Genomic DNA, 21,774 nt, shown 5'->3' on the forward strand with positions numbered 1-21,774 from the left:
CCCGCTAACAAATATTAATAACCCTAATTACATTTACAAAAATATCAATTAGTGGTAACATATCAATAACTTAGAAATCATATTTGATTGGTAGGAAATCCTAATCATACAAACTAAGCACAAACTCATAACAAACTCATAACAAACTCAAAACAAACATTAACAAAAAAGAGGTAATATCAATGGCAAAAATTGCAAAGCAGCTCACAGAGCTGATAGGTCACACTCCGCTTCTGGAGCTGACCAATTATGAAAAGGCCCTTGGGCTTGAAGCAAAAATCATAGCAAAGCTGGAGTATTTCAATCCACTCGGAAGTGTCAAGGACAGGGTGGCGGCAGCTATGATAGAACAGGGCATAAAGGATGGAAAAATAAATCAGGACACAATAATCATAGAGCCGACAAGCGGCAATACCGGAATCGGACTTGCATTTGTGGCAGCCTCAAAGGGACTTCACCTGATACTTATCATGCCTGATACCATGAGTGTCGAGAGAAGAAAAATCGTCACAGTACTTGGTGCAGAGATAAAGCTTACACCGGGGCGTGAGGGCATGAAGGGTGCGATAGATGAGGCACAGAGACTTAAAGAGCATTACGGCAATGCCTTTATTCCGCAGCAGTTTGAGAATCAGGCTAATCCGGATATCCACAGAGCTACAACAGCTCAGGAAATCTGGGAGGATACAGATGGAAAGGTAGATATCTTTGTATCATCTGTCGGAACAGGCGGCACCTGTACAGGCACAGGGCTTGGATTAAGAGAGCATAATCCTGATGTAAAAATAGTGGCTGTTGAGCCAAAGAGCTCACCGGTGCTCTCAGGCGGAAGACCGGGACCACACAAGATACAGGGAATCGGAGCGGGCTTTATTCCAAAGGTCATGCGCATGGATATAGTGGATGAGGTGATTCCGGTGGAGAATGAGGCAGCCTTTGACAAGGCAAGAGAGGTTGCAAAGAGCGACGGACTTCTCGTCGGCATATCCTCAGGAGCAGCAATATATGCGGCAACAGAGCTTGCAAAGAGACCTGAGAACAAAGGAAAGAATATCGTGGTGCTGCTTCCGGATACAGGCGAGAGATACCTGTCCACACAGCTTTTTACAGTAAACTAATGGTATATAAGACAGCCGACGGCATAAGCTGCTGTGCCGGAAGCTGTAATATGAAAAATGAGAAATATACATGAGAAATATACATAAATACACGGCAGCCATGCTGTCAGCGGTGATGGTGGTGTCGCTTTTTCTGACAGGCTGCTCAGGTAAGAAGGATGATGGCACAGTCACCATAACGAATGTGTCATATGATCCGACACGAGAGTTTTACGAAAAATACAACAAAATATTCGAGTCTTACTATGAGAGCGAGCATGGCAAAAAGATAAATGTGATTCAGTCACATGGCGGCTCGGGAGCGCAGGCGCGTTCGGTTGTGGAGGGCTGTAATGCAGATGTTGTCACACTGGCACTCGAGCATGACATAGACCTTATACAAAATACCGGCTTAATTGACAAGGGCTGGATAGATGAGTTTCCTGACAGCTCGGCACCATACACATCAACCATCGTTTTTCTTGTAAGAAAGGGCAATCCAAAGCACATAAGTGACTGGGATGACCTGGTGAAAAAGAATGTGGATGTGATCACACCGGATCCAAAGAGCAGTGGCGGAGCCTGCTGGAATTTCCTTGCGGCGCTAAGCTATGCGAAGACAAACTATGACAGCCAAAAGGAACAGAAATCGTTTATGAAGAAGCTGTATGAAAATGTCACAATTATGGACTCAGGTGCGAGAGGCTCAACAACCACATTTGTGGAAAACGGTCAGGGAGATGTGCTCATAGCGTGGGAAAACGAGGCACTTACGACCATGGATTCATATCCGGGCAAGTATGAGATAGTAAACCCGTCAGTCAGCATTTTAGCGCAGCCATCAGTTGCCATTGTGGATGATAATGCAAAGAGCAATGGAACAGAAGAGGCGAGTAAAGAGTACTTACAGTATCTTTACAGCGATGAGGCACAGAGGCTGATTGGAGAGAGTGGCTACAGACCAACCAATCAGGACATATTAAATCAGTTTTCCGACAAGTTTGATTTGAATATCAGGCTTTGGAGCATAGATGATTACGGCGGATGGGATGAAGCCTACAAGACATATTTTGATGATGGAGCAATGTTCGATGAAATTTACGGCAACTGATAAAACAGCAAAAAAGAAAACTAAATCAAAGAACATAAAGACCAGAGTTATACCGGGCTACCATCTTTCACTTGGGATAGTGGTCACGATGCTTTCAGTCATCGTACTCATTCCGTTAGCATCAGTGCTTGTGTATTCGCTAAAGATATCACCCGGAGATTTTGTGGCACTTATCATGAAGGAGAATGTGAGGAATGCCTTTATCACAAGCATCACCTCGTCATTTATCGCAGCGATTATAAATGTGGTATTTGGAATCATCGTCGCATGGACACTTGTGAAGTACGATTTCCCCGGAAAATGGCTGCTTGACGGACTCATAGAGCTTCCGTTTGCACTGCCGACAGCGGTTGCGGGCATCACGCTCTCAAAGCTGTACTCGGGCACAGGCTTTTTTGGAAATGGCTTAAGTAAGCTTGGAATAGATGTGGCTTACACACAGGCAGGAATAGTTGTGGCACTGGTTTTTGTAGGTATTCCCTTCGTGATCAGAGCAGTTCAGCCGGTACTGGAAAAGATGGATAATACATATGAGGAGGCAGCATATATGCTTGGTGCCACACCCTCTAAGACCTTTTTTAAGGTAATACTTCCGGAGCTTCGCCCGGCACTTTTAACAGGCTTTGGTCTTGCCTTTGCAAGAGGCATAGGAGAGTACGGAAGCGTTATCTACATATCAGGCAACAGCGCAAGGCACAGGACACAGGTGGTATCCTACGTCATCATGCAGAAGCTTAGCTATATAGATTACGCCGGCGCGACTGCCATAGCACTTGTGATGCTTATTATATCATTTTTACTGCTGTTATTTGTAAACATAGTGCAGGTTAAACAGTCACAGCGCACAAATTTGTTGTAGAGCGCTGCATATAAATTGAATGAGATGAACACAAACAGGAAAGGAGCACAATACGATGACCGAACAGGTAAAGCTTGAAAGAAGAAAAAAGATTACAAAGATAATACTCATCACGGTAACAGTGCTCTTCATATTTGTCATGCTTGTTGTTCCGCTTTTTTCTGTGATGGCAAGCGCTTTAAAGGAGGGGCTTGGATTCTATCTGAAAGCAATCTCCACAAGCTATGTGCTTTCGGCGCTAAAGGTGACTCTGATAGCAACAGTCTTTTCGGTAGCTGTAAATACCTTCTTTGGAATATGGACAGCATGGCTGTTGACCCGCTTTTCGTTTAAAGGAAAGCAGGTGCTTGCAACACTCATTGATATACCGTTTTCGATTTCTCCGGTCATCGTGGGACTTGCATATCTTATGACCTTTGGACGGCTCGGATGGTTTTATCCGGTTATCAGATGGTTCAATGAGCTCTTCGGTACGAATGTGAGAATCACCTTCGCGATACCCGGAGTTGTGCTTGCCACTATATTTGTCACATTTCCTTATGTGTCAAGGGAAATCATCCCGGTGCTCAATGCAGAGGGAAAGGACGAGGAAGAGGCCGCAGCGCTGATGGGAGCATCCGGTTTTACGATATTTCGGAAAATAACACTTCCTCAGATGAAGTGGAGTCTGATCTATGGAATCATACTCTGTACGGCGAGAGCCCTCGGTGAGTTCGGCGCGGTAAATGCGCTCTCAAAGACAAGAGGTGAGACATTTACACTGCCGCTTGAGATTGATGCCTTGTATATGTCGGGCACAGACAGCTCGATAACATCGGCATTTGCTGTATCGTCGATATTGTTGATCATTGCATTGATCATTCTTTTTGCAAGAAATATAGTTGAGCACAAATTTAAGAAATTACACTGAGATTAATGGGAAAAGCAGGAGGGAGATAACGTATATGTACGTTGAGATGAAAAATATATACAAAAAATACGGAGACTTCCTGGCATCCGACAATGTGAGCTTTGGAGTGGAAAAGGGAAAGCTTGTGGCGCTGCTTGGTCCGTCCGGCAGTGGTAAGACAACACTTCTTCGTATGATAGCAGGACTTGAAACACCGAATTCCGGTGACATATATATAGATGGAAAGCGTGTGAACGATATTCCGGCCTCAAAGAGAGGCATAGGCTTCGTGTTTCAGAACTACGCGCTGTTTCGATATATGACAATATACGATAATGTGGCATTTGGACTTGAGCTTCAGAAGATGCCGAAAAAGCTTATAAAGGAGCGTGTCACCAAGCTTCTTGAGATGACAGGCTTATCGGGGCTTGAAAAGAGATATCCAAATCAGCTTTCCGGAGGACAGCGTCAGAGAGTGGCATTTGCAAGAGCGCTGGCACCGAATCCTCAGGTGCTTTTGCTGGATGAGCCCTTTGCAGCGATAGACGCAAAGGTGCGCGGTGAGCTTCGTACCTGGCTGAAGGAGCTTGTTGAAAAGCTTGGAATCACAAGCATTTTCGTCACACACGACCAGGATGAGGCTGTTGAGGTGGCAGATGAAATCATTATCACAAACCACGGCACGATAGAGCAGATGGGCACACCTCTTGAGATATACAAGTCGCCTGATACACCTTTTGTGGCGCAGTTTATAGGACATACCACAGTCGTTGAAAACTATGACAGGCTTAAGGGCTTTGACAGGATAGAAAATGCCGACAAGGCGGTAATCAGGCCTGAGTTTATCAAGATATCAAAGAGTGGCAATCTGGACCGCTATCAGTCAGCGGCAGAGGAGGGCATCGTTACAGATGTGGTTTTCAGAGGAAACAGGATGGATATCACGGTCAGCATAAACGGCATTGAGGTAGTCGGTGAGCGCTCGCTGGAAAAGGATTTGATATCGGTCGGAGAGAAGGTACATGTGCTGATTTACAGGCTGTATATATTTGATGATGAGAAGACATATCTGATGGAAAACAGCGAGATGCAGGAGCAGGATGTATTCTACATCTGATATTCATATGTTGAAGCAAAAAGAGGAAGCAGAGGGAGATACATGAAGATAGAAAACAAAAAAATCCTACACACGGATATCCTCATAATCGGAGGAGGCACGGCGGGCTGTTATGCAGCACTCACCATCCGTGAGAAATCGGATTATTCGATTATAATTGCAGAGAAGGCCAACATAAAGCGAAGCGGATGTCTTGCAGCAGGTGTCAATGCGATAAATGCATACATCGTAAAGGGCAGAAAGCCTGAGGACTATGTGGACTACGCTAAAAAGGATGCTGACGGCATAGTAAGGGAGGACTTACTCATGACTATGTCAGAGGGCTTAAACCGTGTGACGGACAAGATGGAAAAGCTTGGACTTGTCATATTAAAGGATGAAAACGGTGAGTATGTAGCCAGAGGAAACCGCAATATCAAGATAAACGGCGAGAACATGAAGCCGCTTTTGGCAGAAGCGGTTTCAAAGCTTACGGACTGTACGGTGATAAACAGAATCAATATCACGGACTACATAGTTGAGGACAACACGATAAAGGGTGCATACGGATTTTCAATCGAGGATGCGACAGCCTATGAAATCAGAGCCAGGAAGGTGCTCTGTGCAACAGGCGGAGCAGCCGGTCTGTACAGACCAAACAATCCGGGCTTTTCAAGGCACAAGATGTGGTATCCGCCATTTAACACAGGCGCCGGATATGCGATGGGCATAAGAAGCGGAGCAGAGATGACCACCTTTGAGATGAGATTTATCGCACTCAGATGCAAGGACACCATCGCACCGACAGGAACAATTGCGCAGGGAGTCGGAGCAAAGCAGGTCAATTCGCTTGGAGAGGTTTACGAGACAAAATACGGCCTCACCACATCAGAGCGTGTATACGGAACGGTCATGGAAAATCTGGAGGGAAGAGGCCCTTGCTACTTAAGGACAGAGGGTATCTCTCCACAGCAGGATGAGTCATTGAGAAAGGCATATCTCAACATGGCACCGAGCCAGACACTCAAGTGGGTGGAGTCTGGTAAGAATCCAAGTGAGCAGAACGTGGAGATAGAGGGCACCGAACCGTATATCGTAGGTGGCCACACAGCGAGCGGCTACTGGGTAAATACCGAGCGTGAGACTACCATTCACGGACTCTATGCCGCAGGAGATGTGGCAGGAGGATGTCCGCAGAAATATGTTACAGGAGCCATGGTAGAGGGTGAAATCGCCGCGATAGATATGATATCAAAGCTTGATGCAGATACCTCTGTTAGCAGTTCTGACACGGCAGCATTTGATGAGAAAAAGGCACTTGAAGCAAAAGCTTCAGAGTACGACCATTTCCTTACTGAAAGGTCTCAGATGTTTACAACAGAGGCTATCGAGGAAGCCATGCAGAAGGTCATGGACAACTACGCAGGCGGCATTTCCACACATTACCAGTTCAACGGCAGGCAGCTTGCGCTGGCAAAGGAAAAGATAAATCATCTGATAGAGCTGACCGGTGATTTATATGCATCGGATATGCATGAGCTTATGTTCATATATGAGCTTAAGGAGAGACTTACGGTATGTCTTTCGGTCATAGCACATCTTGGTGCGAGAAAGGAAACCAGATGGCACAGCTTTGCCGAGAATCTGGATTATCCAAACAAGAGTGATGACTGGATGAAATACGTCAATTCCAAATACGAAAACGGGCAGCTTCACATGATTTACAGAGAGCTTGTCGGAAGGGAGGCGCGTTATGAGCATAATGATTGATAAAGCAAAGTGTAAGGGCTGTGGCATGTGCACAAGCGTATGTCCGGGAAGCCTGATATATCAGGACTCAGAGAAAAAAGCCTTTATCAAATATCCTAAGGACTGCTGGGGCTGTGCCTCATGCATCAAGGAATGTCATTTTGGCGCTATTGCTCTTTATCTTGGAGCAGACATAGGAGGCATGGGAAGTCTCATGACAGTAAAAAGCACACCGGACACGCTGACCTGGGATATCAAAAAGCGCGACGGAAGCAAGGAAGAGATTCTTATCAACAAGAAGGAATCCAATAAATATTAAAGAAAAGGATGGTAACAGACATGGGTGAATTATCACATCTTGACGAACTCGAAGCAGAGGCAATATACATAATACGAGAAGTAGCCGCAGAGTGCGAGAAGCCGGTTATGTTGTACTCAATTGGAAAGGACAGCTCGGTAATGCTTCATCTTGCAATGAAGGCATTTTATCCGGAGAAGCCGCCATTTCCGTTTTTACATGTAAATACAACCTGGAAATTCCGTGAGATGATAGAATTCAGAGATCGTATCGCCAAGGAAAAGGGCATCGAGATGCTTGAATATATAAATCAGGATGGCGTAAAGCAGGGCATCAATCCGTTTGACCACGGCTCAGCATACACAGATATCATGAAGACACAGGCGCTCAAGCAGGCGCTCGACAAATACGGCTTTACGGCAGCGTTTGGAGGCGGTCGAAGAGACGAGGAGAAATCAAGAGCCAAGGAGAGAATCTTCTCCTTCAGAAATGAAAGCCACGCATGGGATCCAAAGAACCAGCGCCCTGAGATGTGGAAGCTCTACAACTCAAGAATCAAAAAGGGCCAGGAGGTGCGAGTTTTCCCACTGTCAAACTGGACAGAGAAGGATATCTGGCAGTATATAAAGAGAGAGAATATCGAGATTCCTTCACTTTACTTTGCCAAGGAAAGACCTGTCGTATACAGAGACGGCAACATCATCATGGTAGATGACGACAGAATGAAGCTTCGTCCGGGTGAGGAAATCCAGATGAAGAGTGTGCGTTTCAGAACACTCGGCTGCTACCCGCTGACAGGTGGTGTGGAGTCGACAGCAGATACACTTGATGAGATTATTGATGAGACACTCAGTGCTGTTTCCTCAGAGAGAACCACCCGTGTCATTGACAACGAGGCGGCAGGCAGCATGGAAAGAAGAAAGAGGGAGGGATATTTCTAAAATGAGCGGATTACTTAAATTTATTACATGCGGAAGCGTGGACGACGGAAAATCAACTCTGATCGGACATATATTATACGATTCAAAGCTGCTCTATGCAGATCAGGAAAAGGCATTGGAGCTCGACAGTAAGGTCGGCAGCCGTGGCGGTGCCATCGACTACTCACTCCTCCTTGACGGACTGATGGCAGAAAGAGAGCAGGGCATCACAATCGATGTAGCTTATCGTTACTTTACAACAGATAAGAGAAGCTTTATCGTGGCAGATACACCGGGCCATGAGGAGTACACAAGAAACATGGCTGTAGGTGCATCCTTTGCAGACCTTGCGGTAATTTTAATAGATGCAAAGCAGGGCGTATTGGTTCAGACAAGAAGACACGCAAGAATCTGTGCACTTATGGGAATCAATTACTTTGTATTTGCAGTAAACAAGATGGATCTTGTAGGCTACGACGAGAAGCGTTTCGATGAAATCACAAAGCAGATTGTCGAGCTTACAAAGGAGCTTGAGCTCAAAAATGTAGTAATCATTCCTGTTTCTGCAACAGAGGGTGACAACGTAACAACAAAGTCAGAGAATATCCCATGGTACAAGGGACCGGCTCTTTTATCATACCTCGAGGATGTAGACATAAAGGATGAGAACGAGGAAGAGGGCTTTTTCATGCCTGTACAGAGAGTCTGCCGTCCTGACCACACCTTCCGTGGTTTCCAGGGCCAGATAGAGGCAGGAGAGGTAAAGGTGGGCGATGAAATCACCACACTGCCAAGCAATGAGACAGCCCATGTAAAGAGCATCCATGTGGGTGATAAGCTAAGCGATAGTGCATTTACAGGCCAGCCGGTTACAATCCAGCTCGACAGAGAGGTGGACGTATCAAGAGGCTGCGTGCTCACAATCGGTTCAGGAGCAAAGGTTGCTTCATCCATTACAGCTACAATACTCTGGATGGATGATGATGAGCTCTTCAAGGGAAAGAACTTCTTCTTCAAGCTTGGTACCAAGTCAATACCGGGTATCGTGACAGACATAGAGCACACCATCGATGTAAACACAGGCGAGGAAAAGCCTGCCGACAAGCTCAAAAAGAACGAGATAGCAGTCGTAAGGATCGCATTCTCCGACAAGATAGTCTGCGATAAGTTCAAAAACCACAAGACACTCGGTGAGTTTATCTTAATCGACCGTGTGACAGATATGACATCTGCCTGCGGTGTAGTCGAAGAGGTACACACAGAGGAAAGCGGTCTCTACGAGGGCAGAGTAGACAGAAATGTCAGAGCCGCAATCAAGGGCCAGAAGGCAATCACCGCCGTATTCGTAGACGGAGTGGATGGTGTAAACCGCGGCTTTGTGGAGGATGTAGAGAAAGCCTTGAATATAGACGGACGCCATACATATCTCTACGCACCAAAGGAGGGTGAGGACTTCGTCAACGTAGTCAAGCACCTAAGCCATGCCGGAATACTCGTGCTTTTACTCATCAGCCAAAAGCAGGAGAAGGAGCTTGCAGCCGATAAGGTTGAGTTCACAAAGGACTGGAACAAAAACGGCAGCGATGTGGACAAGGTTGCGGAGTTCATCAAGAAGCAGTCGGTATATGACGGCGTGATCGTAAACACAAGTGAGTATATCTAATAAAAACATATAAGCAGATGAACAGCATCCCATATTTATTTAATATGAAGGGATGCTGTTTTTGTACCTAATTTCCACGTTGAAAAGCACGCCCCAATGTGGTAAAATTGACAGAGATAATTTAAAGAAAACCACACAGGAGGATTAATATACAATGGAAAGCTACAAGAGCGAATTTATAGACTTTATGGTAGAGAGTGACGTGCTGAAATTCGGAGATTTCACATTAAAGAGCGGCCGTAAATCACCGTTTTTCATGAATGCGGGAGCATATGTGACAGGCTCACAGCTTAAGAGACTCGGAGAGTACTACGCAAAGGCCATCCATGCAAACTACGGTGATGACTTTGATGTATTATTCGGACCTGCATACAAGGGAATTCCGCTTGCAGTGGTAACAGCCATCGCATACCATGAGCTCTATGGCAAAGAGGTGCGCTACTGCTCAGACAGAAAAGAAGCAAAGGATCACGGTGCAGACAAGGGAGGCTTCCTTGGAAGCAAGCTTAAGGATGGCGACAGAGTGGTCATGATAGAGGATGTTACCACATCAGGCAAATCAATGGAGGAGACAGTACCAAAGGTAAGAGAGGCTGCTGATGTTACAATCGTAGGTCTTATGGTGAGCCTTAACAGAATGGAAGTCGGACAGGGCGGCAAGGTGAGCGCTCTCGATGAGATTCATGAGAAGTATGGCTTTGAGGGCAAGGCTATCGTCACAATGGCAGAGGTCACAGAGTATCTCTACAACAGAGAGCATGATGGCAGAGTAGTCATCGACGATACAATCAAGGCAGCGATAGACGAGTACTATAAGCAGTACGGCTGCAAATAGGAGAATACAAATTGCTTGGCAGAAGAAAGCGTAACAGGTATAAGTTTACGGAAAAGAAGCAATCTAAGAAGGGGATAGCTGCACTTGTTGTGGCTATCCTCATAGAGATTGTATATATAGTTTTTTTAAATGCGGCATTCAGAGGAGATGGCAATCTGTCTATGTACTACGGCAGTGCCGGTATACTGATGCTTGGCATATCTTTGGCAGATTTCGGATTTGCCATCAGAAGCCTCTTTGATGAGGAATCATTCATGACGTTTCCACGACTGGCAGTATTTTTTTCACTCATAGCGCTAATCAGCTGGGGAGGGACATATGCTGCAGGTTTTATTATATGAAAATAGAAAGAATATAGGAATATATGAGTTATAAAGAGATTTATGAGCTCTCCAATGAGCTTTACGCAGAGCGATTAGAGCTTGTGGAGGAGCGGATAGAGCAGATCGTCAGAGAGCCTGCGATAGAGCCGGCTTTTGCAGATTATTTCAGAAGTGTTGCACAGTGCATCAACACTATTAAAAACCATAGTGCAGATAAAGAATTTAACGATTTATTCTATTCACAGTTTGATAAAGAAAATTACGAGAAAAGCTATGCCAACCCGGCATATGCCGTAAAGGTGCTCGGCGATGAGTATGGTCAGCTTTTATCGGCTGTATATGCAAAAATTGCCGGAAGCATCACGCATATCTTTCAGGGTGATATAAAGTATCTCTGCATCTATGCAGAGCTTATTGTAGAGCTTTACAATTATTTTGAGAATGCTGATGAGCTGAGTCCTGATGAGATAAGGGGCTGCATATACTCGTTCATGCATGATTATGAGGAGCTTTTTGCAGAGGATGACAACGGAGCACTCCTTGATCCTGCATATGATTACTATACAGAGCTTGTAAATGAGGCAGATCTGTCAAATGATGATTATCTGTATGCCTACGGACTGTATGTAGGAGAGAATGAGCGCGCCGGCAGAGCACACCTGGCTTCATTCTCAGATGAGGAGATACAGGCCATGGCAGATACCTACACAGAAGGATACCGCATTGGCTTTATTACCTGCAACAAGGATATCTCAAAAAAATCGGTGGTTCAGGTGCTTTATCCGCTTGGCTTTGAGCGCATGATCAGGGTGGCTTTAAAGAATTTCGAGAAAATGGGCATGAAGCCTGCCATGAGGCCGTTTTCCACATCGGTCAACAAGCAGTTTGACTATGACCACAAGGAGGATATGGCTCTGTGGCTTGACAAGGCATATGTGGAGTACCGCCTTGAGTGCATGCACAATGCACTTGAGAGAATGAAGGATGTAGCGTGCAAATGTGGAGGGCCTGCTGTCATAGAGATATTTGGCGAGGAGCCGTTTGCTCCGGTTTCAAAGAAGGAGGCTGCGCACTTTAACGATGAGCAGCAGAAGCTTGTAGTCCATATGACAAGTGTGCGCTCACAGTATATGAACAGCTATATCCACAGCGAGGACAGAAGCTTTACGATTATTGCCTATCCGTGTGCTGCAATCGGACCTGACTATAAGGAGATTTTTACGGAAACTGTAAAAATAAATACGCTTGATTATGCACTTTACAGGGATATGCAGCAGAAAATCATAGATGTGCTCGATACGGCAGACAGAGTGCATATCGTCGGTACAAACGGCAACAGGACAGATTTGTATGTCAAGATTCATGAGCTTAAGGAGCCTTCAAAGGAGACTGCCTTTGAAAACTGTGTGGCTGATGTGAATATCCCTGTCGGAGAGGTGTTTACTTCGCCGGTGTTAGAGGGTACAAACGGAAAGCTGCATGTCAGTCAGGTATATCTCAATGAGCTCAACTTCCTTAATCTGGAAATTGACTTTAAGGATGGCATGATTGATAAATATACATGTACCAATTTTGATGATGAGAAAGAAAATAGAAAGTATATATCAGACAATGTGCTTTTCCATCATGATACACTGCCTATGGGCGAGTTTGCCATAGGCACCAATACAACGGCCTACCGTATGGCGAGAGTATACGATATCGCGGCAAAGATGCCTATTCTTATAGCAGAGAAGACAGGACCGCACTTTGCGGTGGGTGATACCTGCTACACATATGATGAGGACAATATGACATACAACCCTGACGGAAAGGCAATCATTGCCAGGGACAATTCAGTTTCCATCCGCAGAAAAGAGGATATATCAAAGGCATATTTCAACTGTCATACGGATATCACAATACCATATGATGAGCTTGGAGCTATCATTGTTGTTCGACACGATGGCTCAACCTGTGATATAATAAGAGATGGCAGATTTGTGCTTGAGGGCATAGAAGAGTTAAATAAACCGCTCGATACGCTTGATGCAGAAAGTAAATGATTTTTAGACATATAAGGAGGATAAAATGGCAAAAGTTGGAATAGTTATGGGCAGTGACTCGGATTTAAAGGTGATGAGCAAAGCAGCAGATATGCTTGAGGAGCTTGGTATAGAGTATGAGCTTACAATCATCTCGGCACACCGTGAGCCTGATGAGCTTATTGAGTGGACCAGAGGCGCTGAGGAAAGAGATGTAAAGGTAATTATAGCGGGAGCCGGAATGGCAGCAGCACTTCCGGGCATGTGTGCAGCACTTTTTGCCCTTCCTGTTATCGGAGTACCGCTTTCAGGAAAGAATCTGGATGGAATGGATGCAGTGTTCTCTATCATGCAGATGCCACCCGGAGTGCCTGTTGCCACAGTAGCCATTGACGGTGCAAAAAATGCAGCGATCCTTGCAGCAAAGATACTCGCAGCAGGTGATGAGGCAATCCTTGAGAAGATCAAAAAGTATACAGCCGATATGAAGGCTCAGGTTGTAGCAAAGGATGCGAAACTGAAACAGATTGGATATAAGCAGTATCTTGCTGAGAAATAGATTGGATTGTCATCTATAGGAGGGTTTTTATGAGTATATTGCAAAAGGCAGACAAGAGTCTGGATGAGGCAGTAGCCTTATTTGGGGAGAATAAGCTATTTTTGGCAGAGAAGAAAGCACAGGAGACAGCCGGTCTTTATAAGAGCTGTGGCGCATATGAGCAGATGGCAAAGACTGTCAATTTTATGGGAGTCATATATGCATCCATTGGAGATGTAAGCATGTCAATTGACTGCTATTTGGAGGCTATGGATGTAGCTGTGGAGCAGGGCTCAACAGAGATAATCATGCTTGTAAACAATAATATCGGCTCGCTCTACATGGAGCTTGGATTGTATGAAAAGGCTATCAGATATTTCAACGAAGCACTGGAGCTGTGCAAGCCGCCACTGCACGGAGAGAGGGAAAGCTATTATCAGCAGCTTCTCATGCTTCATCTGAATCTGTGCATATCATATACAGGAATTAACGAGTTTGAAAAGGCTGAAAAGCATCTTACGGACGCGATACTCTTTAATGAGATAGCGGGCAGTACAAAAAACAGATTTCTGATAGACATGTCACAGGCACATCTGCTATGGAAGATGGGAAATGAGGATGAGGTCAGGGATCATGTGGACGAGCTGGTTGAGGGTGCGATAAACAATATCAATTCAGCGGACTATGTGCTTGAGATACTAAGCCTTTGCAATTTATTCATGCATATGGGCGAGTTCGATGCATGGAAAAAGGTAATTGTGGAGTATGAAAGATTTGCTGTAGAAACAGAAAATATCTTTTTCCAGAAAACCTGTGTCAAGATGTGGATGAAATATGAGAGCGCCATGGGTGATACAGAAGCATACAACAAGCTTTGTGTATATTACGCAAATCTCCACTCTATGCAGGTGAAGGAGCAGATAAAGCGTCTGGGCGATACAATCGATCTAAAGCTTCAGCTTCAGGAGACTGAGTATGAGCGCCGTAAGGCAGTCAGACTCAACTACACGGATATGCTTACCGGCATGGGCAATAAGTTCAAGATGCGAAATGATTTTGAAAAGCTCGTGAGCGAAAACCAGGATTCCGCCGGTACAGGAATCACATTTGGAGTAGTGGATATCGACTTCTTCAAGTCATTTAACAGAAACAGTGGCAGGGTTACAGGCGATGCAGTGCTAAAGGAAGTGTCAACCATAATAAATGAGAGCATCAAAGATAAGGGCATGGGCTATCATTTCTATGGCGATGAATTCTACATAATCCTGAAGGAAACAGATGAGGCTATTATTAAAAATTTAGCCGAGCATATAAGACTGGAGCTTGCCAAAAAACAGATACTTCATGAGAGCTCCAAGGTGGATGAATATCTGACTGTATCACAGGCATATGTTATTGCCCCGGATGTAAAGGTGCCGGATGAGTTCTCGAAGCTGTTTAAGGCGGTGGATGAGGTGCTCAATGACGTGAAGGAAAAGGGCAGAAATGCATATAAGATAGTCTGATGCCTTAAGCATAAAAGATAAAACTAAAAAGACACGCAGCCGTAAATCGGTGCGTGTCTTTTTTTAGACTCCGGCGATAACAATATCGGTGCCGGCCTTCTCATATATATCTGCTGTCTCAGGGGAGATACCTGAGTCGGTGATTACCATATTTATGTCATCAAGCGATGCATAGCTTGATATGGATGTGGTATCAAACTTGGTGTGGTCCACGAGAGCCACTGTTTTGGCAGAGGCCTTGATGCACATGCGCTTCAAATCAGCCTCGTATATACTGAAATCAGTCAGTCCGTCCTCCACTGAAAAGCCTCTGGCAGACACGAATGCGATATCTGTGTGTATCTTTTTGAGCAAATCAGCGCCAAGCAGTCCCTCTATGGATGCAGATGCACTGGTTACGATACCGCCTGTCAGGATGACTGTGACACCCGGGGTATCCTTTAGCTCTAAAGCCAGATTGATACCATTGGTGATGACGGTCAGCTCCGTAAAGCCTGAAAGCTTCATGCCAAGGGTGTAGGCTGTGGAGCTGGCATCGAGGAAGATGCACATATGGTCGCTCACGAGCTTTATCGCCTCATTTGCAATCTCCTCCTTGGCATCCTTGTTTTCCAGAGCGCGGTCATGGAACAGATAGGCTCTCGAGGTCAAATCGGTCATGTCATGGGTTTTGTCCTTGTAGATAGCACCGCCGTGGGTCTTTGTCAGAAGCTTTTCCTTGTCCATCTGGTTTAAATCGGTTCTTATAGTCGTGGTCGATACACCAAGCAGCTCGCTGAGCTCATTGGTGGTGGCCTTTCTGTTTTCTTTTAAATAATCGAGAATCTTTTGTTGTCTTTCTAATTGCAGCATAGATTTTCCTCTTTCTTTTTGATTTCTGTTGTATTTTTACGTACATATTTTTATCACAGAGCATTACATAAATATATAATAACTCAAATTAGTAAATAAAGCCAGTATTTTCAATTTTTTATGTTTGCTTTTGTTTGGTGGTATTTAATTATATTTATTTACATTTATTTTTACTTTTATTTGCTTTTACTATTGCATTTTTTCTTTTGAAGTGTTATATTTATATCAGCAAATAAAAGTAAACGCAAATTATATAAGACGGAGGTATTATTAAATGAAATTTTTCGTAGACACAGCAAATGTCGAGGACATTAAGAAAGCAAACGATATGGGAGTCATCTGTGGAGTTACAACAAACCCTTCACTCATCGCAAAAGAGGGCAGAGATTTCAACGAGGTAATTAAAGAAATCCCATCTATCGTTGACGGACCGATAAGCGGAGAGGTAAAAGCTACAACAGTTGATGCAGAGGGCATGATAAAAGAGGGCCGCGAAATCGCAGCTATCCATCCAAACATGGTAGTTAAGATTCCTATGACAGTTGAGGGTCTTAAGGCTGTCAAGGTACTTTCTGCTGAGGGCATCAAGACAAACGTTACACTTATTTTCTCTGCAAATCAGGCAATTCTCGCTGCAAATGCAGGAGCTACATATGTTTCACCTTTCCTTGGCAGACTTGATGATATCAGCCAGCCGGGTATTGAGCTGATCAGACAGATTTCAGAGATTTTTGATATCTATGGATATGATACAGAGATTATCGCAGCTTCAGTCAGAAACCCGATTCATGTCACAGACTGTGCACTTGCAGGAGCTGATATCGCAACAATTCCTTACAAGGTTATCGAGCAGATGACAAAGCACCCGCTTACAGATCAGGGAATCGAGAAGTTCCAGGCTGATTACAGAGCTGTATTTGGGGATTAGTAGGTTGCTTTACAAATAGCCGTACCAGACGTATATAATCGGTGGTATACGTGTATATTAATATCATTTATGCATTACGTAATATATATTTATATGGTACAATATAAAAAAACAAGGGAGAAGGAACTATGTTAGCAGTAAAAAATTACAAATTCTGGTTCTGCACCGGCTCACAGGACCTGTACGGAGACGAGTGCCTTGCAAATGTTGCAGCACATTCAAAGGAGATTGTAGCCAAATTAAATGGGTCAGGAAAGCTTCCGTTTGAGGTAGTCTGGAAGCCGACACTTATCACAAATGAGCTCATCAGAAAGACCTTCAACGAGGCCAATACAGATGATGAGTGTGCCGGCGTTATAGTATGGTGCCATACATTCTCACCTGCAAAGTCATGGATTTTAGGACTCAAGGAGCTCAGAAAGCCGTTACTTCATTTACATACACAGTACAATGAGGAGATTCCATATGATTCAATTGATATGGACTTCATGAATGAGAATCAGGCAGCTCACGGTGACAGAGAGTGGGGACACATTGTCACACGTATGGGTATCGAGAGAAAGGTCGTTGTAGGACACTGGTCAGATCCTGTGGTACAGGAAAAGATTGCAGCATGGCAGCGTGTAGCAGTCGGTGTGGTAGAGAGCAGCCACATCCGTGTAATGCGTGTAGCTGACAACATGAGAAATGTTGCAGTTACAGAGGGCGACAAGGTAGAGGCTCAGATAAAGTTTGGCTGGGAAGTGGATGCTTACCCTGTAAATGAAATCGCAGAGTCTGTTGCTGCAGTTTCGCAGTCAGACACAAACGCTTTAGTTGATGAGTACTATGACAAATACGATATCCTGCTTGAGGGCAGAGATCCTGAGGAGTTCAAGAAGCATGTAGCGGTACAGGCACAGATTGAGCTTGGATTTGAGAGATTCCTTGAGGAGAAAAATTATCAGGCAATCGTAACACACTTTGGTGATCTTGGCGCATTAAAGCAGCTTCCGGGACTTGCAATCCAGCGTCTCATGGAAAAGGGCTACGGCTTTGGAGCAGAGGGCGACTGGAAGGTTGCAGCAATGGTCCGCCTCATGAAGATCATGACAGCAGGAATGAAGGATGCCAAGGGTACATCAATGCTCGAGGACTACACCTACAATCTCATGAAGGGCAAAGAGGGAATACTCGAGGCTCATATGCTTGAGATTTGTCCGTCAATTGCAGACGGTCCTATCAGCATCAAGTGCCAGCCTCTTACAATGGGTGACAGAGAGGATCCGGCAAGACTTGTATTTACATCAAAGGAGGGCACCGGTATTGCCACATCACTTGTTGATCTGGGTGACCGTTTCCGTCTCATTATCAATACAGTTGACTGCAAGAAGACAGAGAAGCCTATGCCAAAGCTTCCTGTAGCAACAAACTTCTGGACACCACAGCCTGACCTTTACACAGGTGCAGAGGCATGGATACTTGCAGGAGGAGCACATCATACAGCGTTCACATATGACCTTACTGCTGAGCAGATGGGCGAGTGGGCAGCCATGATGGGTATTGAGGCTGTATTTATCGACAATGATACAACCATCAGAAACTTCAAGAAGGATCTTATGCTTGGAAATATTTTCTACAAGTAGAATATAGTTACACTTAATAATTGAAATCCCGGGTTGTCTGTCACACTAAGATGTGTACGGACAACCCGGGATTTGGCGTTTGTCGGTTGTGAATGATACAAAAATACAGTTACTTTTCTTGTATTTATAACTGTTTAATGTTACTATAACTTTATCAGAAAGCAGGCAGAAGGAGTGCGTATATTATGGCATTAAACATTCCGGTAGGAATCTCAAATTTCACAGAAATACGACAGAATAATTATTATTATGTTGATAAAACCAACCTGATATATGAGCTTTTACAGTCACCGGGGACGGAGGTTACTATGATTACCAGACCGCGCAGGTTTGGAAAGACACTGGCTATGAGTATGCTTGAGAGTTTTTTTGATGTAAGAAAAGCTTCGAAGGTGTTATTTGAGGGTCTTGATATTATGTCACATCAGAGTCTGTGTGGTGAATGGATGAATAAATGGCCTGTGATTTTTGTATCATTCCGTCAGGTGGATGGTCTGGATTTTGACAGTGCATGTGCTATGCTTTCTTCCGTTATCGCAGAGCTTTTTAATGAGCATTTGTATCTGCTTGATGATGATAAGATTACTGAATACCAGAAAAAGACATTTAGAAATATTGCTGCGGGAGAGGCAACGCAGACAGAGCTTAAGAACAGCTTACGGCTTCTTACAACGCTCATGAATTTGTATTATGGCAGACAGGTTATTTTGCTTATTGATGAGTATGATGTGCCTATTGCAAAGGCAAATGCAGGTGGTTATTACAGACAGATGCTTGATATGATGAAGGGGCTTATGCAGGTATTGAAGGATAATTGCGCCTTAAAATTCGCGGTTGTAACAGGCTGTCTTAAGATTGCAAAAGAAAGTATTTTTACGGGAACGAATAATTTTGTTTCGGATTCTGTTGCAGACTCACGACTTACAGAGTATTTTGGGTTTGTTCAGAGTGAGGTGGATGAGATATTAAAGGCTGCTGATATTTTAAATCAGTCGGAAAATATAAGAAAATGGTATGATGGATATCATTTTGGAGATGTGGATGTCTATTGTCCGTGGGATGTGATGAATTACGTGCTTGATTTACAGCGCAAGCCTGATGCAAAACCACTTAGCTATTGGAGAAATACAAGTGATAATGCAATTATCAGATCATTTATCGACTATGCAGGAAGCAGCATTACTCAAAAGCTTGAGACACTTCTTTCAGGAGGATATATCGTGCAGCAGGTTGATGAAAATCTGACATATGACTATCTTCATTCATCGGAAGAGAACCTGTGGAGCATTTTGTACCTGACCGGATATTTGACAAGTGTCCGGGCTGACGAGCTGGAAAATCCATTGCCGGACAGGTTTACTGCACTTAAAATACCAAACGAGGAAATCAGAGAAATTTATGAGACAACTGTCATCAGATGGTTTGATGAGAGTGCACCAAAATGGAACAGAAGCGCATTGTTTGATGCTGTCTGGAGCGGTAATACAAAGGCGCTTCAGGACGAATTAAACAGGCTCTTACGCAGAACCATCAGTTATCATGATTACAAAGAGGATTTTTACCATGCATTTCTAGCAGGAATTTTTGCCGGAGCAGGCTATATGGTGGAGTCAAATAAGGAGTATGGCGATGGCAGAAGTGATGTGGTGGTGAAGGACCAGATACATGGCAGGGTAGCAGTGTTTGAAGCAAAATACACAAGACAGCTTGAAAAGCTTGAGTATGAGTGTGATGAAGCTTTAAAGCAGATAGAGAATCAGATGTATGCAAAGCAGCTTGAAGAGGATTATGATGAGGTGCTCTGCTATGGAATCGCTTTCTTTAAGAAGCGGTGTATGGTGAAAGCATGAAATATTTATTGGTGTTAAGGAGCAGGTGAGATGAATATAAATAGTATAAAAAAACTATCCGGAAATATTATTTCGCTTGCTCTTTTTTATTTTATCTTTCTGTGCAGCGAGTATATGTTTGATAACAGAATGGCTGTATTTACTGATTCAAACGGTGTGGTTATGGCACAGAGCTTTATTTTAGGCAGCAGCGTGCCGGGGTTTTTGTCATATTATTTTATTGACAGAATATGTGACAAAAAGAGCTTTAATAAAAAAATAATACCATGCATTTCAGGGGCACTCTCCTTGATATGTATGATAGGCATATATCTGACAGGAAGCTATGCAGGAGAGCTGCTTTTTGGAATTATTTTGTTTATTGTGCTAGGCTATTTTGGAAGCCTGATTCATACACAGGCGGCTCTTGCGGTGAAGCATCTTGATGATGGTTTAAATGGGATTACACAGCTGGCAGGAATATCATACGGAATTGGAATTTTGCTGCAGCTTGTGCACAATAACCTGATAGCGGATGGTGTGTGTCAGGTGATTTTTCTTGCGGCGGCTATGATTATTATGACAGTATTCTGTGCCGGGAGCTTATGTGAGGCATGTGGATATACATGCTCTGATGTTGTATTTTCTGTGGAAAATACGGATACAGGGAGTGCAGATAAGGGCTATGGGTATGCGCCTAAAAAGCTTGGAATAATCCTTATATTGATTGTGTTTGTCATGACATTTGTGTTTGCAACACTTGATAATGCGGTTACACTGGTTCATGCTGCAGGAAGTGTGGATATCGGGCAGTGGCCCAGAATCATTCTGGCATACAGCGGTATTGTTGCCGGATTTTTATATAGTACGGATGATAATAGGATGATGGACTTTATCATGTATATAGTGCTTTTGCTTTCCACAACATGTCTGATTGTGATTAGCTGTGGAGGCCCTTTTATGATAGGGCTTATCATTTTTTATCTCTCAGCAGGATTTTTCTCAGTCTATTTTGCTTCAAGATTTATGATATTTGCATGTCATACTGATAAGCCGGCGCTTTGGGCCGGGATTGGCAGAGCCGTGAACAATACAGCAGCTGTAGTGGTGGCAGGAGTATCACTTTATATCATGAGAGCACCGCAGTATGTTACCATGATTATCGGGGTGCTATTGTTTGCGGTGACCAGTGTGATTGTATTTGTTTATCATGAACAGCTGCGCAGGGGTGATACAGAAATATATTCATCTGTTGAATCGCATAATACGGAAAATGTGTATAGGAAGAAACCGGCAGAGGACAAAGCTGATATAACAGTCCATGAGGCTGCTAAAATGACAGATGATGAATTGCTTGAGCTGTTTGTGCAGGAATTTAATCTCACACCGCGTGAGGGCGAAGTGCTTGCTTATCTTTTGCATTCTGATGAAAGTATGCAGGAGGTGGCAAAGCAGCTGGCAGTTTCGCGCGCAGCCCTCTACAGACATATTGCAAATATGAACGAAAAAACCAAGACCAAGGCGCGCATGGGACTGGTACAGTTCTATTACAGCTGGACGCGTGAAAAACAGTGATTTTATGGGACTTTTGACATTTTGAGACGAATGTCAACTGTCCTTTTTTTGTGTGTAA

19 protein-coding genes are annotated in these 21,774 nt (G+C 44.1%); 18 read left to right on the forward strand and 1 reads right to left on the reverse strand.

Features of this window, described 5'->3' with window-relative positions:
* Positions 1 to 182: 182 nt before the first annotated feature.
* The 14 genes from cysK (at position 183) to ACW6PM_RS10870 (ending at position 14,907) form a co-directional block, all read left to right on the forward strand.
* Complete coding sequence (cysK, locus tag ACW6PM_RS10805; protein ID WP_456057157.1) at positions 183 to 1,118, forward strand: cysteine synthase A; 936 nt, start codon at positions 183 to 185, stop codon at positions 1,116 to 1,118.
* A 70-nt stretch (positions 1,119 to 1,188) separates the two neighbouring features.
* Entirely contained in the window at positions 1,189 to 2,208 is a 1,020-nt protein-coding gene (locus ACW6PM_RS10810) for a sulfate ABC transporter substrate-binding protein (RefSeq protein WP_456057158.1), read from the forward strand.
* A complete protein-coding gene (gene cysT / locus ACW6PM_RS10815; RefSeq protein ID WP_456057159.1) occupies positions 2,189 to 3,067 on the forward strand; it encodes a sulfate ABC transporter permease subunit CysT in 879 nt (292 codons plus the stop codon). The genes ACW6PM_RS10810 and cysT overlap by 20 nt, the downstream gene beginning before the upstream one ends.
* 55 nt (positions 3,068 to 3,122) lie before the next feature.
* Entirely contained in the window at positions 3,123 to 3,977 is an 855-nt protein-coding gene (locus tag ACW6PM_RS10820; protein ID WP_443595038.1) for a sulfate ABC transporter permease, read from the forward strand.
* 34 nt (positions 3,978 to 4,011) lie between these two features.
* Complete coding sequence (locus ACW6PM_RS10825; protein ID WP_308656124.1) at positions 4,012 to 5,073, forward strand: ABC transporter ATP-binding protein; 1,062 nt, start codon at positions 4,012 to 4,014, stop codon at positions 5,071 to 5,073.
* A 42-nt stretch (positions 5,074 to 5,115) separates the two neighbouring features.
* Positions 5,116 to 6,822: an adenylyl-sulfate reductase subunit alpha gene (locus tag ACW6PM_RS10830; protein ID WP_456057160.1), complete on the forward strand. Its 1,707-nt coding sequence runs from the start codon at positions 5,116 to 5,118 to the stop codon at positions 6,820 to 6,822.
* Positions 6,806 to 7,120: a 4Fe-4S dicluster domain-containing protein gene (locus ACW6PM_RS10835; protein WP_015568199.1), complete on the forward strand. Its 315-nt coding sequence runs from the start codon at positions 6,806 to 6,808 to the stop codon at positions 7,118 to 7,120. The genes ACW6PM_RS10830 and ACW6PM_RS10835 overlap by 17 nt, the downstream gene beginning before the upstream one ends.
* Before the next feature lie 20 nt (positions 7,121 to 7,140).
* Complete coding sequence (cysD, locus tag ACW6PM_RS10840; RefSeq protein ID WP_308651382.1) at positions 7,141 to 8,040, forward strand: sulfate adenylyltransferase subunit CysD; 900 nt, start codon at positions 7,141 to 7,143, stop codon at positions 8,038 to 8,040.
* Between the two features lies 1 nt (position 8,041).
* Positions 8,042 to 9,682, forward strand: coding sequence for a sulfate adenylyltransferase subunit 1 (locus ACW6PM_RS10845; protein ID WP_456057161.1), 1,641 nt, complete (start codon positions 8,042 to 8,044; stop codon positions 9,680 to 9,682).
* A 154-nt stretch (positions 9,683 to 9,836) separates the two neighbouring features.
* Positions 9,837 to 10,517 (forward strand): orotate phosphoribosyltransferase, encoded by a 681-nt coding sequence (gene pyrE / locus ACW6PM_RS10850; RefSeq protein ID WP_306782744.1) that lies wholly within the window; start codon positions 9,837 to 9,839, stop codon positions 10,515 to 10,517.
* Between the two features lie 11 nt (positions 10,518 to 10,528).
* Positions 10,529 to 10,858 carry a hypothetical protein gene (locus ACW6PM_RS10855; protein WP_308669251.1) on the forward strand — a complete coding sequence of 110 codons (330 nt, stop codon included), beginning with the start codon at positions 10,529 to 10,531 and terminating at the stop codon, positions 10,856 to 10,858.
* A 23-nt stretch (positions 10,859 to 10,881) separates the two neighbouring features.
* Positions 10,882 to 12,885 carry an aminopeptidase gene (locus ACW6PM_RS10860; RefSeq protein WP_456057162.1) on the forward strand — a complete coding sequence of 668 codons (2,004 nt, stop codon included), beginning with the start codon at positions 10,882 to 10,884 and terminating at the stop codon, positions 12,883 to 12,885.
* A gap of 25 nt (positions 12,886 to 12,910) precedes the next feature.
* Positions 12,911 to 13,423 (forward strand): 5-(carboxyamino)imidazole ribonucleotide mutase, encoded by a 513-nt coding sequence (gene purE / locus ACW6PM_RS10865; RefSeq protein WP_456057163.1) that lies wholly within the window; start codon positions 12,911 to 12,913, stop codon positions 13,421 to 13,423.
* Positions 13,424 to 13,452: 29 nt separating this feature from the next.
* A complete protein-coding gene (locus ACW6PM_RS10870) occupies positions 13,453 to 14,907 on the forward strand; it encodes a tetratricopeptide repeat-containing diguanylate cyclase (RefSeq protein WP_308669254.1) in 1,455 nt (484 codons plus the stop codon).
* Between the two features lie 63 nt (positions 14,908 to 14,970).
* Here ACW6PM_RS10870 and ACW6PM_RS10875 read toward each other — a convergent pair whose 3' ends face one another.
* Positions 14,971 to 15,759 carry a DeoR/GlpR family DNA-binding transcription regulator gene (locus ACW6PM_RS10875; protein WP_456057164.1) on the reverse strand — a complete coding sequence of 263 codons (789 nt, stop codon included), beginning with the start codon at positions 15,757 to 15,759 and terminating at the stop codon, positions 14,971 to 14,973.
* A 274-nt stretch (positions 15,760 to 16,033) separates the two neighbouring features.
* On the opposite strand from ACW6PM_RS10875, the gene fsa reads away from it, so the two are divergent.
* The 4 genes from fsa to ACW6PM_RS10895 all read left to right on the forward strand — a co-directional run bounded on the left by fsa (position 16,034) and on the right by ACW6PM_RS10895 (position 21,716).
* Positions 16,034 to 16,687: a fructose-6-phosphate aldolase gene (fsa, locus tag ACW6PM_RS10880; RefSeq protein ID WP_456057165.1), complete on the forward strand. Its 654-nt coding sequence runs from the start codon at positions 16,034 to 16,036 to the stop codon at positions 16,685 to 16,687.
* A gap of 128 nt (positions 16,688 to 16,815) precedes the next feature.
* Entirely contained in the window at positions 16,816 to 18,312 is a 1,497-nt protein-coding gene (araA, locus tag ACW6PM_RS10885) for an L-arabinose isomerase (protein WP_308669257.1), read from the forward strand.
* A 182-nt stretch (positions 18,313 to 18,494) separates the two neighbouring features.
* On the forward strand, positions 18,495 to 20,162 hold the full coding sequence (locus tag ACW6PM_RS10890) for an AAA family ATPase (protein ID WP_456057179.1): 1,668 nt from the start codon (positions 18,495 to 18,497) through the stop codon (positions 20,160 to 20,162).
* A gap of 30 nt (positions 20,163 to 20,192) precedes the next feature.
* Positions 20,193 to 21,716, forward strand: a complete 1,524-nt coding sequence (locus tag ACW6PM_RS10895; RefSeq protein WP_456057166.1) for a helix-turn-helix transcriptional regulator — start codon at positions 20,193 to 20,195, stop codon at positions 21,714 to 21,716.
* Positions 21,717 to 21,774: the final 58 nt, after the last annotated feature.

The sequence above is a fragment of the Agathobacter sp. genome (assembly GCF_977054825.1).

Excerpts from the sequence above, each read along its gene's own strand:
- cysK (WP_456057157.1), top strand. The coding sequence starts at position 183 with ATGGCAAAAATTGCAAAGCAGCTCACAGAGCTGATAGGTCACACTCCG.
- ACW6PM_RS10810 (WP_456057158.1), top strand. The coding sequence starts at position 1,189 with ATGAGAAATATACATAAATACACGGCAGCCATGCTGTCAGCGGTGATG.
- cysT (WP_456057159.1), top strand. The coding sequence starts at position 2,189 with ATGAAATTTACGGCAACTGATAAAACAGCAAAAAAGAAAACTAAATCA.
- ACW6PM_RS10820 (WP_443595038.1), top strand. The coding sequence starts at position 3,123 with ATGACCGAACAGGTAAAGCTTGAAAGAAGAAAAAAGATTACAAAGATA.
- ACW6PM_RS10825 (WP_308656124.1), top strand. The coding sequence starts at position 4,012 with ATGTACGTTGAGATGAAAAATATATACAAAAAATACGGAGACTTCCTG.
- ACW6PM_RS10830 (WP_456057160.1), top strand. The coding sequence starts at position 5,116 with ATGAAGATAGAAAACAAAAAAATCCTACACACGGATATCCTCATAATC.
- ACW6PM_RS10835 (WP_015568199.1), top strand. The coding sequence starts at position 6,806 with ATGAGCATAATGATTGATAAAGCAAAGTGTAAGGGCTGTGGCATGTGC.
- cysD (WP_308651382.1), top strand. The coding sequence starts at position 7,141 with ATGGGTGAATTATCACATCTTGACGAACTCGAAGCAGAGGCAATATAC.
- ACW6PM_RS10845 (WP_456057161.1), top strand. The coding sequence starts at position 8,042 with ATGAGCGGATTACTTAAATTTATTACATGCGGAAGCGTGGACGACGGA.
- pyrE (WP_306782744.1), top strand. The coding sequence starts at position 9,837 with ATGGAAAGCTACAAGAGCGAATTTATAGACTTTATGGTAGAGAGTGAC.
- ACW6PM_RS10860 (WP_456057162.1), top strand. The coding sequence starts at position 10,882 with ATGAGTTATAAAGAGATTTATGAGCTCTCCAATGAGCTTTACGCAGAG.
- purE (WP_456057163.1), top strand. The coding sequence starts at position 12,911 with ATGGCAAAAGTTGGAATAGTTATGGGCAGTGACTCGGATTTAAAGGTG.
- ACW6PM_RS10870 (WP_308669254.1), top strand. The coding sequence starts at position 13,453 with ATGAGTATATTGCAAAAGGCAGACAAGAGTCTGGATGAGGCAGTAGCC.
- ACW6PM_RS10875 (WP_456057164.1), bottom strand. The coding sequence starts at position 15,759 with ATGCTGCAATTAGAAAGACAACAAAAGATTCTCGATTATTTAAAAGAA.
- fsa (WP_456057165.1), top strand. The coding sequence starts at position 16,034 with ATGAAATTTTTCGTAGACACAGCAAATGTCGAGGACATTAAGAAAGCA.
- araA (WP_308669257.1), top strand. The coding sequence starts at position 16,816 with ATGTTAGCAGTAAAAAATTACAAATTCTGGTTCTGCACCGGCTCACAG.
- ACW6PM_RS10895 (WP_456057166.1), top strand. The coding sequence starts at position 20,193 with ATGAATATAAATAGTATAAAAAAACTATCCGGAAATATTATTTCGCTT.